Genomic DNA, 14,473 nt, shown 5'->3' on the forward strand with positions numbered 1-14,473 from the left:
TCTTCCAACCATTCGTGGCGGGACAGCGTGAGGGGGCCAGAGATGCGCGGTTCGCCGGGTGCGGGAACGAGGCCTCAGCCGCAGGTCGCTCCATCGGACGCGAGCGGCAGGGTCGTGAGGCAGCGGGCTCGGGCCGTCGCATCGTCGGCGAAGGAACGGTCATCGATGCGTACGAGGTCGCGTCCTCGAAGGGTATACAGGCGGCCGTGTTCATCGGCGGCGATGTGCGCTCCGCTGTACCACGCTCCGTTGATGTCCGGCACGACTTCTGACATCGCGAAGGTCATCGGATCGAACCGGAACACGTCTGTCTCGGACGCCCCGTAGACGACACCGCGGCTGACGACAAGGGCGGAGAACCCCGTGCTTACCGAACTGACGTCCGCGGTGTGGACGACCTCTCGGGTCATGAGGTCGACCACGAAGAAGCCGCCCTTCCGCGTCAGTCCGTAGAGGTGATCGCCCTTCACCGTGAGTGCCGAGATGCCGGCACCGGGCATCGGTGCGGTACGCCACAGCTCGATGCCGGTGACGGGATCGAGCGCCACGACAGTCCCCGGCCCGTCGGCATTCTGGAGCCCGCCGCCGAGGTACGCGACACCGTCCTTGCTCGCTACGGCGCGCACGTACTGGTCGCCGTCGATGGGGTCGAGGAAGAAGTGGGAGTCGTTAGTGGCGGGGTCGTAGGTCCAGAGCGAACCGCCGCCGGTCGTGTCGGATTGCGCACCGACGAGGGCGAGCCCGTTCACGTCATCCCATTGGACGTCCTGCGGTCGGTTCTGCTCGCCGGGGAACTGGGCGACACGACGGAACGGCAACCCGTCGTCCGGGTCGAAGCGCCAGATGCCCTGCGAGCTGTACTGGCCCGTGATCAGCGCGCCGTCGACGACGACGGCGTCCTTCGCCTCGCCAGGAGCGCGCAAGTACTCGACGGACTCATCGGACAACCGGTGGCGTGCGACTGCTCCCGTCCCGCCGACGTAGGCCGAGCCCCCGCCGACGGCGACGCCCATCGCCGCCTGCGCCGACGCCGGCGCACCCGCCTCGACGAGGTCCGTGACCGTTGAAGTACCAGCTGCAGGATCGATCTCGGCGACGAAACCGAAGGCTGAGGTGACGACGAGCGAGGTCCCCCTGGCGTCAATGCCCCAGATCTCACCCAGTGAGGGGCCCTCGAACGTGACCGGTGCGATGACACCCGTCGCCGTCGACCAAGAGAGCACACCCTCTTCGTTGGCGAAGTACGCCGTGTCTCCGATCACTGCGAACTTCTTCGCCGTCTTTCCGGTCGACGTCGCGCTCGCGTAGCTGGCGTAGTCGGTGAGATCGATCGCCGCGACCTTCGACTGCTCGGTGGAGGCGGCAGAGCCTACGAGAAGCCTGCCGTCGAGAACTGCGAGCTCGCGGATGCTGGCGTCGTTGCGCATCTCTGCGGGTGTGATGTTGCGCGAGGTCCTCGTCGACCGGTCGTAGGCGTATAACCCGGCTCGGGCCGCGCCGCCGCCGAAGAGCGTCCCCCCGCCGAAGAACACGGTCGTCTCGGTGGCTGCGACCGCGCGGGCTCCTGTGGCCGCGGGGTCGGGCGCTCCGAGATTCGCGACCTGCTGGGTCGTGGGGTCGTACTCCCACAGCGGTGTGGGTGTGGTGCCGCCATCGCCGACGGCGAAGACGTGGCCGTCGGGGGCGACCGTGATGGCTCGCACGTTCCGATCCCCGATGCGGCCGATCGGCGCGGCGGGCACGTCGGGGGTCGTGACGTCCCAGCGGAACAGGTTTGGCTTCGTCGAGCCGGCATCCGACAGCACGCCTGCGTAGATGTAGCGCCCTGTCGGATCGGCGGCGATCGCCTGGATCGACACGCCGGAATCGAGATTCGTGGTCGCCGTCACGAGACGGGTGTCGAGATCGAGGGCGACGATCCGCGCGGGCACCACATTCCGGGACCCGACGTACACCGTGTCGCCGATCGTCACCGAACTCATCAACGAGAACTGCACCACCGCCGGCCCTAGATCATCGATCCGCGGTGCGCTGGCTGAGCGCGAAGGGGACTCGGCCTGAGAGGGAGCCGCGACCGCAGGGGTCACGGCCATTATGACTGCCACGGCCATGACTCCGCCGATCAAGAAGCCTGGACGAACAGTGCGACGTTTAGTGCTCATGCGAATTCTCCGTTGAACGCTTGCGAGTGGGGTCACTGAACTACGGCGGTTCCGTCGAGACAAGAGATCCGGGCGCAAGCGAACAATTACAAACAGCCGAGCACCGAAGGATGATGCGGATTCTCCTGCCCGGCTCCGCGTCGCCCGTGGCGGTGCCCACGCGGGCTGGGACTGCCGCTACTCGAGACGACGCGATGGAACGGGCGTGTGATCGGCAGTGCGTTCCTCGGCGAGCTCAGTGACTCGCTCGTCCTGTGCGGTTGCCCGTCATCAAGCCCTCGAGGGGCGGGGCGAGGGCCAGGTGGCGACGATCGAGAAGAGGTCGACGAGCGTGTCGCGGTGGTGTCTGACGACGTCGTCGATGCCGTCGACCACCTGGCGGCCACGGTCCGTCACCATGAGGGTCACCGCCCGGGCATCCTCGGGGACTCGGCCGCGGTGACGGCTGACGAGACCCTCGGCGACCAGCTGGTCGATGACGTACGCCGTGCTCTGGCGGTACGTCCCCTGCGCCTCGCTCACGTCGCGCGGCCGGATGTCCTCGGTGGCTGCGATCTGGACCAGGGTGGTTCGTCGTCGACCGGTGACGTCCGGCAGGTCGAGGTCGCGGACGGACGCTCCCAATTCTTGGCCCACACGGCCGGTCAGGCCGAGCACGGCCAGGGGATCAGTGGGCTGTCCACCTCTGCGCTGAGGTCTGGGAGGCGCGTCGAGTCCCCTCAGGACCGCTGCGGCCAGGTGCTCCGACTCCCGGAATGACACGTGCAGGGATCCTCGGAGCGCTTCGGCCCGCAGGTGGCCGAGGGGAGTCAGTTCCACGGCCACGGCGCGACCGTCGAACTTGCTCGGGGCGGTCGACACGAGCCCGTCACGGCGGAGTCTGTGGATCAGGTGGTGGAGGACGTGCCGGGCCATCGACGCGCTCGAGGCGAGCTCCCTCGTCGTGGGCTGGTCCCCGAGAGCCAGCTCGCTGAGGACGATGAATTCTTCGTTGTCCGCCCACGTGCCGTCGAAGGCCACGGTGACCAGGCCCGTGATCGTTTCGCTGAACTGCCCGAGCAGAGCGCTGATGGAGGGGGTGAGATCGGACAAGGCGAGCTGCTTCTTCCAGCATCATGACGATGAACACGCGGACGAGCAGTCATGACCTCTGCCGCCAGTGGTGCCGGCCATGGACTCGTCGAGTCGGTGGCGGCTTTGACAGTGCGGCAGGGTCTGGGCCTGACGTCACTCTAGGTGCCCATGGGTCGCCGCGGCCGAAGGACACCATGAGCTTCAGCCCAGCCCCCTCCAGGCGGTTTCCTCGGTGTGGAACCTCGCCGGGCTCGCATCTGTACCCCATATGCGCTGTCTGGCGGTTCTTGTCGGCCAGACCGAGGACATAACGTACCCCGTCAGAGTGCGCAAAGTGGCCTATTCGCGAGGACTTCTGGACATCTTCTCCTGACTCATTTAGCTTGTTGAGAAATCCCCGTCATGCGGGGTGGGTCACACGTTCGAGGGGATGTGGCTCAGGCCTTACCAACCGAACCAGCCCACCCCGGGCCTGCAGCAGTGCGCATCGATCGTGCGCGTCTCCCGGATCACCCATGGGGCGGACGCGTTGATCGGTGTGCGCGTTTCTCAAGGACGACAACACATGCCCTTTGCCTCTGCCCGGAAGAAGTTCGTCGCCCTGATCGGCATCGGAGCGGTGATCGCCTCGGCCGCGGTCGTCTTGCCGACCAACGGCCTCGTCGCCCCGGCCTCGGCAGCCCAAGATCCTGTCGCCTGCCAGAACACGCTCGGTCTTGTCAACGGCGGCTTCGAGCAACCGGTCGTCCCTGACAACTCGGTCAACTACCTCACCGCCATCCCGGGGTGGCAGACGACCGATGCGCAGAGGTCGTTCGAGATCTGGGGTCAGGGCTTCCTGGGTGTGCCAGCAGCCACGGGCAGGCAGTTCGCGGAACTGAATGCGTTCTCCGCGGGGACCCTCTTCCAGGACGTCGCCACGACACCTGGCCAGACCCTGAGTTACTCGTTGCAGCACCGCGGCCGGAACGGCACAGACACGATGGCCGTCCTCATCGGACCGCCCAACAACAACAGCCTCGTGACCGCCGGCACCTACAGCGATGGGAACACCGCCTGGGGCACCCACACGGGCACCTACACGGTGCCCGCCGGGCAGACCACCACCCGTTTTGCCTTCCGGGCCATCAGCTCGGCAGGAGGCAGCCCCACCACGGGTAACTTCCTGGACTCGATCAGCTTCGGCACCGGACCGTGCATCGTCGCCAACAAGACGGTGCAGAACGTCTCGGGGAACAACCCCACTCGTGTCGGTGACACGCTGCGCTACACCGTGTCGGCCACCAACAACGGCGGCAACCCGGCGTTGCTCGCCGTCGTGAACGACGCGCTGGCCACCGGTGTCACCTACGTCCCCGGATCGATGCGGATCACCGCGGGCGCCGGGACCGGGCGCCTCACCGACCAGGGCGGCGACGACCGCGGGGAGTACACAGCGGCGTCTCGGAACGTCGCCGTCCGTCTGGGCGACGGGGCCTCCGCGACCGGCGGCGGCACGATCCAGCCGGGCGCCACGACCACGGCCACCTTCGACACGGTCGTGAACGTCTCGGCCGCGAACGGCTCCGTCGCCAACACCGCCACCGTCGGCTTCACCGACCCCATCCTCGGTCAGACCCGCGCCTCCACCACCCAGACGACCTCGACCACGATCGCTCCCGCCGCCGACCTCGCCGTGACGAAGGTCCTAGACACGACCTCGGTCGTCGCCGGCCAGCCGATCTCCTACACGGTCACCGCCTCCAACAACGGACCCCAGGCCGGCACCGGTGTCCGCGTCACCGACACCCTGCCCGCCGGGCTGACCGGCGTGACCGCGACAGGTGCGGACTGCACCGTCACCGGCACCACCATCAGCTGCGCCGTCCCCGACCTGGCCGTCGGAGCCAGCACCCCGATCACGATCACCGGGACAGTCCCCGCGACGGCCGACCCCGGCGCGGGCCTGACGAACACAGCGACCATCGCCGGTTCGCTCACGGACCCCGACCGCACCAACAACTCCGCCACAGCAGCAGCCACGGTCACCACCGCGGCGGACCTGTCGATCGTCAAGACCTACGCTCCCACCACCCCCGTGGCCGGCGAGGCGGTCACCTACACGTTGACCGCCCGGAACGACGGCCCGTCCGACGCCCGAGGCGTCACCATCACCGACCCCCTCGACCCCGAGGTCACCTTCGTCTCGGCCACCGTCCCCGGCGGCACCTGCACCCTGACCGATGACGTCGTCACCTGCGACGCAGGTACCCTGGCTGCCGGGGCGACCCAGACCGCGACCATCACCGTCACCCTCGCCCCGGACGCTGCCGTTGTCCAGAACACCGCAGCGATCACATCCTCCACGCCCGAGACGGACCCGACCGACAACACCAGCTCGACGCAGCTCGCGGCCACGGCCTTCGCTGACCTCAGCATCGCCAAGACGGCCACGCCCGCGACGGCGACCGCCGGCGACGAGGTCACCTACACCCTGACCGCCACGAACAACGGCCCCTCAGACGCCACGAACACCGTGCTGAAGGACACCCTGCCGACGGGGGTGACGGCCACGAACGTCGTCTCCCCGGCCGGGGCCACGTGCGATGTCACCGACGGTGCTGTGCAGTGCCAGTGGACCACTTTGGCCGAAGGCGCCACGGGCGTCGTCACGGTCACCGCGACCATCGCCGCTGACGCCCCTGCCGGGTCGCTCACGAACACGGCCTCGATCGTGTCGCCGACGTCCGACCTCGACACGACGAACAACTCCGCCTCGGCTGACGTCACCGTCGAGCAGGACGCTGACCTCGCCGTGACGAAGAGCGCGAATCCGAACCCGGCAGTCGCCGGCGGGCCGATCACGTTCACCATCACGACCACGAACAACGGACCCTCCGTCGCCCGTGGCGTCGTCACCAGCGACCCGCTCCCCGCCACGATCACCGGTGCCGCGGCCAGCGACGACTGCACGATCGTCGACGGCGTCGTCATCTGCCAGCTCGGCGACCTCGCTCCCGGTGTGTCCTCCGTCCGGACGGTCACCGCGACCGTCCCGGCCAGCGGCGCCGGCGTCGACGTCGTGAACACCGCCTCCACCAGGTCCTCGACCCCTGACGGCAACGCCGCGAATGACCAGGCCACCGTGACCGTCCCCGTGACGGCCAGCGCCGACGTCTCCGTCGTCAAGGCCGCCGCGTCGACGACGGTCCGCCAGGGGCAGCCGGTGCAGTACACCGTCACCGCCAGCAACGCCGGGCTCTCGGACGGTCAGGCCGTCACCGTGCAGGAGCGACCTGCCGCGGGCCTGACGATCACGAACGCCGTCCCGTCCGTGGGGACCTACGACGCCGCCACCCAGGTGTGGACCGTCGGGACCCTCGCGAACGGCGCCAGCGCGACCCTCGCCGTCACCGCGACCGCCGACGCTGCGGGTTCCCTGGCCAACCAGGTCGTCGCCAGCTCGGTGACGCCCGACCCGGACACCGCCGACCTCACCTCGACCGCGACCGTGACGGCCACCGCCGTCACCCCCGCGTCCTCGACGGCCGACACCGCCACGGCCCCGTTCAACGAGCCGGCCACGTTCCTGCCGCTGTCCAACGACACTCCGTCCACCGGTGCCACCTTCGACCAGGCCTCTGTCCGCCTCGTCAACGGAGCCGGGAACCCTGTCCTCACCCTCGCCACCTCACAGGGTCAGTTCGACGTCGACACGGCGACCGGTGAGATCGTCTTCACCCCGGTCGCCGGCTTCGTCGGGACGGCCACGGCTCCGTACCAGGTGACCGACAGCGACGGCCGCGTGTCGACGTCGACGGTCACCGCGACGATCACGGGCCCGCCGACCGCCGCCGACGACACCATCACGACGCCCCAGGGCGCGGACGTGACCGTGCCCGTCCTCGGGAACGACACCGGCGCCTCCGGCATTGCCCTCGACCCGGCCTCGGTGCAGCTGGTCGACCCGACCACGGGCGCGCTCGTCCAGACTCTCACCGTCGACGGGGAGGGAACCTACTCGGTGACCCCCGACGGCGAGGTCGTGTTCGAGCCGCTACCGACCTTCACCGGCCCCGCGACGCCCGTCACCTACAGCGTCGCTGACGTCAACGGCGACCGGGACACCGCGACCCTGACCGTGTCGGTCTTGGCCGCACCGTCGCCCTCTGGAGTCGAGGACACCGTCGGCACCGCGTACAACACCCCCGTCACGTTCGCCCCGACAGGGAACGACGACACCGGCGACCCGGCCGCGTCGTTCGACCTCAACTCGGTGCGCCTGACCGACCCTGCCACCGGCGACCCCGTGACCACGGTCACGATCGATGGCGAGGGCACCTACACGGTCGACACCGCCACAGGTCAGATCACGTTCACCCCCGACCCGGACTTCACGGGCGAGGCGACCCCGGTCAGCTACACGGCGACCACCACGTTCGGCGAGTCGGTCACGGCCGACGTCACCGTCACGGTGGGCGCCCCCGGGGCGCCAACCGCCACGGACGACGTCGGGACGGCGCCGTTCGGGGAGTCGATCGTCGTCAGCCCGCTGGGCAATGACACCTCCGGCCCCGCCGGCACGTCGTTCGTCACCTCGACGCTGCGACTGATTGATCCCGCCACCGGCACTCCCGCCACGACGGTCACGGTTCCCGGTGAGGGCACCTGGACCGTGGACACCACGACCGGGGTCGTCACTTTCGCCCCCGTCGACGGGTTCACCGGACCTGCGACTGCGCTGGAGTACACGGCGACGACGAACGTCGGCGGCACCGTCACCGGAACGATCACCGTCACGAGCGGCACCCCGCCGACGGCGACGCCCGACTCCGCCACCGTCCCCTCGGGCAAGCCGGCCGCGATCGACGTCCTCGGCAACGACGGCCTCGGGAGCGCGGCGAACTTCGCCGACGTGCCCGTGACGTTCCTCGACGGCGACGGGAACCCGGTGACGACCCTCGTCGTCCCCGGCGAGGGCACCTGGACCATCGGTCCCGACGGCCGCACGGTGACCTTCACCCCCGAGACCGGGTTCGTCGGGACGGCCACCGTCCCGTACCAGCTGACCGACAGCGACGGGCAGACCGACATCTCGACCGTCAGCGTCACCGTCACCGCGGCACCAGTGGCCGTGCCGGACGTCGCGACCACCGGGCAGGACACGCCCGTCACGGTCACCCCGCTCGCCAACGACCGTGTCAGCGGCACCGGAGCGACCCTCGACCCCGCCACCCTGCGCCTGGTCGACCCGGCCACCGGGAACGCCGTGACCACCGTCACCGTCCCCGGCGAGGGAACCTGGACCGTCGGCGCCGGCGGTCAGGTCACTTTCACCCCGCTCGCCACGTTCTCCGGGACGGCGACCCCGATCGGGTACCAGGTCAGCGACACCGACGGAGTCACGACGGGATCGACCATCACCGCGACGGTCACCGGCGTCGCCCCGGTCGCCGGCAACGACACCGTCACGGTCCCTCGAGGCGGATCGGTCACCATCGACCCGTTCGCGAACGACACCGCCGGCACCGGTGACCTCGATCGCAGCTCGCTGCGCCTGGTCGACCCGACCACCGGCGCCTTGGTGACCACCGTCACCATCCCCGGTGAGGGCACCTACACCGTCGACACCACGACGGGACTGATCACCTTCACCCCCGACCCGGCCTTCACCGGCACCTCGACGATCACCTACTCCGTCGCCGACGGCAGCGGGAACCGGACCACCGCGACCCTCAGCGTCGACGTGACCGCCCTGCCCGTGGGGGTCACACCGGCACCGGGCGGAGGCGTGATCATCACCACGCCGACCGGTCAGCAGCTGGCCTTCACCGGGACCGAGACGGCCGGATGGGCAGGCCTCGGAGGGCTGCTCCTCCTCCTGGCCGGGACAACCCTGGTGCTCGTGCGACGGAAGCGGCGCGAAGAGCGCTGACACGAACGGCCGGTCCGTACTGACATCGGGTGAGTACGGGCCGGCGGGGTCACCGCATCGCCCTCGCAGGTGACCCACGGTGCCCGCCGCGGACTGGTTACCCGCGGCGGCCACCGCCCCCCCCGACATGACCACTGCTTCAATCCAGATCACGCACCCAAGGGGAAACACTTGAGCACGACGAGCCAGCGCACATCTCGGAGCAGGACGATCCCACGGCGGCGCCTCCGTGCCCTGGGGGCATCAGTCCTCACCGCCACTATCGCGGTGACCGCGCTGGTCACCGGCACCGCTACCCCCGCGGTGGCAGCGACGACGGTGCTGCCGGTGTCGCTGTACGTGACCACGACTGCCGAGACCGCGTCGGCCGATCAGTCCACCGTGGAACAGAAGGTCCGTGACGAGTTCCAGGGCATGAGCGACTACTGGTTCTCCATGTCCAACGGGCTCGTGCGATTCGAGATCAAGCAACTCGTCTACCGTCCCGGTGAGGGTGTCTGCAAGAACGGCAACCCCCGCATCCGTGACGATGCCCAGGCCGCCACCGGCTGGGGCGGCGGAGGCAGCGGCGAATCGCTGATCATCGCCGTCGCCGAGGGCTGCACCTACGCAGGCAGCGCCACGAACAGCGGGACCTTCCTCGGAGGAGGGCGTGCATACCTCGAGGGGCTCTGGGACGGGAACTGGGCTCACGAGATGGGGCACACCCTGACCTTCGGCCACGCCAACCTCCTCGACTGCCCCGCTGGCGTCGTCGACGGGCGGATCGCGTCCGAGGGCGGCCAGTGCACGTCCCGCGGCTACGGCGACGCGTACGACGTCATGGGTGTCAGCTACCAGACGGTGTACAAGAACTTCTCGACTCCGAACCAGATCCGCGTCGGCATCCTTACCGCCGAGGACTACGTCGACATCGACAGCCCCACCGCCGTCGATCAGACCGTCGTCCTCCAGGCGCGCGAGGCCACTGCCGGAACACGCTCGCTGGAGTTCACCGACCCGTCCACCGGGATCACGTACTGGGCGGAGCTCGCGACCCCGGTCCGCTACGACAACGGCTACGGGGCAGGATCGATCAACTCCGTCGTCGGTGGAGGCACCTACCAGTACACCCGCGGCGTTCGCATCCTCCGCATGCTGGACACGACGCAGACGCTCCTGATCTCCCCGGCCGCCACCACTGCCGGCACCCGCCAGACGTCCTGGCCCGTCGGCTCAGCCTTCGAGACCGACGGCGGTGCCGTGAACCTCGAGGTCGTCGCCCAGACAGCCACCACGGCGACACTCCGCCTGCGGACGACCGTCGCTGACACGGCTGCCCCGGAAGCTCCTGTCGTGACCACCATCACGGCCGGTCGGCTCATCGGGACGGCCGAGCCCGGAGCGACCATCACGGTCGCAGACGCTGCCGGCGCGACCGTCGGATCGGTCGTCGCCGACGCGGACGGCAACTACGACATCTCAGTTGCTCCTCTCCAGGCCGTCGGTGCCCAGCTCGTGGTCACCGCCACCGACGCCGCAGGCAACGCCTCTCCGGCGACCGACGTCACTGTGCCTGCCCCCACGCCCTCCGCTCCCACGGTCGACTCGACCACCGGTGCTGTGGTGAGCGGAACGTCCGAGCCGGATGCCGTCATCACGGTGAACAAGGACGGGGCGACGCTCGGAACGACGACCGCTACCGCCGACGGTTCCTTCACCCTTGCCCTTCCCACCGCTCAGCCGGTCGGAACGGTGCTCCAGGTGACGGCCACCACGGCCGGAGGCACATCACCGACGACCTTCGTCACGGTCACCGCCCCCGCACCTGCTGCTCCAGTGGTCGAGCCCACCAACGGCTCCACCGTCATGGGCACCGCGGTCGCTGGTGCAGGCATCGCTGTCAAGGCCGGCGAGACCCTGGTCGGCTCGGGCATCGCGGACAGCACGGGCCGGTTCGCAGTCCAGCTCGACCCGGCTCAGGCGCCCGGAACAGTCCTGGAGGTGACGGCAGCGGTCGGTGAGGCCAACGTCTCCGCCCCGACGACGGTCACCGTGCAGGCTGCACCGGTCGCGCCCACCGTGCAGGTGGCCAGCGGCAGCATCCAGGCCGGAACGACCCAGACGTTCACCGGCAGCGGCTTCGTCCCAGGAGAGACCGTCCGCGCCAGCATCACGCCGAACGGCGCCGATCTCGGCACTCGGATCGCAGGAGCAGGCGGATCAGTCGGCTTCACGTGGGCAGCCCCGGCCGATGTCGCGGCAGGCACCTACACGGTGACGCTCACAGGCGATGAGTCAGGTGGAGCCCAGACTCAGTTCCTCGTGACGGCAGCCGCCGGAGCGGCCCCGCAGGATCCTGTGACCCCTGGGGCAGGGAACGCGGTGCCGGCAGGGTCCGGTTCTGGTGACGACACCGCGCCGACATCCCCCGGGACGCTCGCCTTCACGGGCGACGATCTGACCGCCCTGTCGCTCGGGTCCGGCATCCCGATCATCGCTGGCGCGCTGCTGCTCCTCGGGCTGTGGTTCCGCCGCCGACGCTCCGCTGCTGAGACGGCCGACTGACCGCCGCGGGCAGGCCCCCGACGGCGGCCGCCGTCCCCGACAGCAAGAACACCGAAGATCGATTCCATCTCCATCCCCGAAAGGGTCGCCATGTCAGCACTCACCACCCATAGACGAGGACGTCTCGGGCGCATGCTCGGTGCCGGTTTACTCGCCTCCGCCCTTGCCGTCACCGGTGCCGTGGTCGCCGAGGCCCCGCCCGCGCACGCAGCCGCCACCGCCGTGCCCGTGTCGATCTACGTCACCACCACCGCCGAGACCGCCTCCGTCGACCAGGCGACGACAGAGCAGAAGGTCCGGGACGAGTTCCAGGGCATGAGCGACTACTGGCTGTCGATGACGAACGGCCTGGTGCAGTTCGAGATCAAGCAGCTCATCTACCGCCCCGGCGAGGGCGTCTGCGGCGACGGCAACCCGAACCTCCGTGGCGACGCGATCGCCGCGACCGGGTGGCCGGGCTCCGGACAGGGGCAGGGGCTGATCATCTCCGTCGCGGAGGGCTGCACCTTCCGGGGCAGCGCCACGAGCGGCGGCCCCTCGATGGTCGGCGGCGGCCGCGCCTACCTCGAAGGCCTCTGGGACGGCGTCTGGGCGCACGAGATGGGCCACACCATGGACTTCGGCCACGCGAACCTCCTCGACTGCCCCGCCGACGTCGTCGACGGCCGCCTCGCCTCCGAGGGCGGAAACTGCGTCTCGAGAGGTTACGAGGACACGTACGACGTCATGGGCGGCAGCTACGAGACGATCTACAAGAACTTCTCGACCCCGAACCAGATCCGCACCGGCATCTTGACCGCCGCGGACTACATCGACGTCGACAGCCCGACGAGTGTGGACCAGACCGTCACGATCCAGGCACGCGAGGCCACCACGGGCGTTCGTTCGCTGCAGTTCACCGACCCCTCCTCGGGCATCACCTACTGGGCGGAGCTCGCGACGCCCACCCGCTACGACACGGGCTACATCGCCGGTTCGAGGACCTCGTCCGTCGGCGGCGACACCTACGCCTCCGTCCGCGGCGTGCGCATCCTCCGCATGGAGGGAACGACCCAGACCCTGCTGATCTCCCCGCAGGGCACCGGCAACGGCACCCGCCCCAACTCCTGGGCTCCCGGATCGACCTTCACCACGGCGACCGGTGCGACCACCCTCGATGTCGTCTCCCGGACCGCCGAGACCGCCACGCTCCGACTGCGGACGACCGTCGCGGACACCGCCGCCCCCGACGCCCCGACCGTCACCTCCGTCACCGGCACCACGGTCGCCGGCACCGCAGAGGCCGAGTCGACCGTCACAGTCCTCGACAGCACCGGCATCGCCATCGGATCTGCCACGGCAGACGCCACCGGGAACTTCACCATCACGCTCACGCCTGCCCAGGCAGGCGGCGCCCCGCTCCGCGTCACCGCTGCCGACGCCGCCGGCAACACCTCGGCCGCCACCGAGATCACGGTCCCGATCCCCGCCCCCGCGGCCCCGACCGTCGACCCCACCACGGGAACGACCGTGACGGGAACGGCTGAGCCCGACTCCACGATCACCGTGACCGCCACCGGCGCCACCCTGGGCACCGCCACGACCGAGGGCACCGGCGCGTTCACCGTCCCGCTGTCTCCCGCCCAGCAGCCCGGAGCAGTCCTCTCGGTCACCGCCACGAACGCCGGCGGCTCGTCCGAGGTCACCTTCGTGACCGTCACGGCACCCACGCCTACGGCGCCGACCGTCGATCCGACCGACGGCACCGTCGTCACCGGGAGCGCAGCGCCGGAGACCGGCATCGCCGTCACCGCTGGAGGCACCCTCGTCGGCTCCGGAACCACGGATGCCACCGGACGGTTCTCCGTCCCGCTCGACCCCGCCCAGGCGCCCGGCACCGTGCTCGAGGTCACCGTGTCGACAGGTGACGGGAACACCTCCGCCGCCACCACGGTCACCGTGTCACGTGCCGCCACCGTCCTCACGTCACGAGTCGAGAACGCCACCGTCCAGGCCGGCCAGACCCAGACCGTCCTCGGTGAGGGCTTCGCCGCAGGCGAGACCGTCACCGCCGTCATGACGTCGGACCCGGTGCAGGTGGGCACCGCGACCGCCGACCAGAACGGTGCCGTCTCGATCACGTGGACCGTGTCCCTCGACGCGACCCCGGGCACGCACACCATCACGCTCACCGGAGTGACGTCCGGCTCGACGGCCGCGCAGTTCACCGTGACGGCAGCACCCGTCGTCGGCGAGGACCCCGGCACCACCCCCGGCACGGGAACGGGTGCCGACCCCGGAAACGGCACCGGCACCGGTACTGACACGAGTGCCGCCAACGGGAGCACGAGAGGTTCGAACCTCGCCTTCACCGGCAGTGACATGGTCGTGTCCGGCATCACGGCGGCCGCGCTCCTCCTGCTGGCAGGGCTCACCCTGATCGCAGTCCGACGCCGACGAGCAGGCCACGACCACGAAGCCTGAACACCGGGACAGCCCACCGCGACGACGACGCATCTACGTCGGCGTCGCGGTGGGCTGTGTCCTCAGCGCCGTCCTCGGAGCCGTCTTCGTCAGGACAGCCCTGGATGCCCTCGACGCCCAGCCGTACGCCGGGGCGACGACTGAGCACGCCTATCTCGTCGTCGCGATCGTCGCCCTCGCCATCTGGTGGGGAGGCACGGCAGCGTGCATCGTTGCAGGGCGCCTGCGCCTGCGACGTTCGGCCCTGATCGGAACGCAGGGGAGCGCCGCGGAGACGGGTCCTCACCCCCCCGACATCAACTTGAATCGTCCC

Annotated in this window: 5 protein-coding genes; 3 read left to right on the forward strand and 2 right to left on the reverse strand. The window is 69.7% G+C overall.

What is annotated here, in order from left to right:
* Nucleotides 1-74 precede the first annotated feature (74 nt).
* Together IFT77_RS07565 and IFT77_RS07570 are read right to left on the reverse strand one after the other, a co-directional pair.
* The gene (locus IFT77_RS07565; protein ID WP_371740977.1) at nucleotides 75-2,000 is read right to left on the reverse strand and encodes a PQQ-binding-like beta-propeller repeat protein; all 1,926 of its coding nucleotides are present in this window, start codon (nucleotides 1,998-2,000) and stop codon (nucleotides 75-77) included.
* 432 nt (nucleotides 2,001-2,432) lie between these two features.
* Entirely contained in the window at nucleotides 2,433-3,254 is an 822-nt protein-coding gene (locus tag IFT77_RS07570; protein ID WP_192040935.1) for a MarR family winged helix-turn-helix transcriptional regulator, read from the reverse strand.
* Nucleotides 3,255-3,801: 547 nt separating this feature from the next.
* On the opposite strand from IFT77_RS07570, the gene IFT77_RS07575 reads away from it, so the two are divergent.
* From IFT77_RS07575 to IFT77_RS07585, 3 genes are all read left to right on the forward strand, one after another.
* Nucleotides 3,802-9,150 carry an S-layer family protein gene (locus IFT77_RS07575; RefSeq protein WP_192169649.1) on the forward strand — a complete coding sequence of 1,783 codons (5,349 nt, stop codon included), beginning with the start codon at nucleotides 3,802-3,804 and terminating at the stop codon, nucleotides 9,148-9,150.
* Nucleotides 9,151-9,417: 267 nt separating this feature from the next.
* The gene (locus IFT77_RS07580) at nucleotides 9,418-11,697 is read left to right on the forward strand and encodes an Ig-like domain-containing protein (protein WP_192169650.1); all 2,280 of its coding nucleotides are present in this window, start codon (nucleotides 9,418-9,420) and stop codon (nucleotides 11,695-11,697) included.
* A gap of 90 nt (nucleotides 11,698-11,787) precedes the next feature.
* Nucleotides 11,788-14,160 (forward strand): Ig-like domain-containing protein, encoded by a 2,373-nt coding sequence (locus IFT77_RS07585; RefSeq protein ID WP_192040938.1) that lies wholly within the window; start codon nucleotides 11,788-11,790, stop codon nucleotides 14,158-14,160.
* Nucleotides 14,161-14,473: the final 313 nt, after the last annotated feature.

The sequence above is a fragment of the Frigoribacterium sp. CFBP 13729 genome (assembly GCF_014841875.1).
Classification (GTDB): domain Bacteria; phylum Actinomycetota; class Actinomycetes; order Actinomycetales; family Microbacteriaceae; genus Frigoribacterium.

Bases quoted from the DNA above. Each gene is read 5' to 3' on its own strand.
- IFT77_RS07575 (WP_192169649.1), top strand. From the start codon at position 3,802: ATGCCCTTTGCCTCTGCCCGGAAGAAGTTCGTCGCCCTGATCGGCATC.
- IFT77_RS07585 (WP_192040938.1), top strand. From the start codon at position 11,788: ATGTCAGCACTCACCACCCATAGACGAGGACGTCTCGGGCGCATGCTC.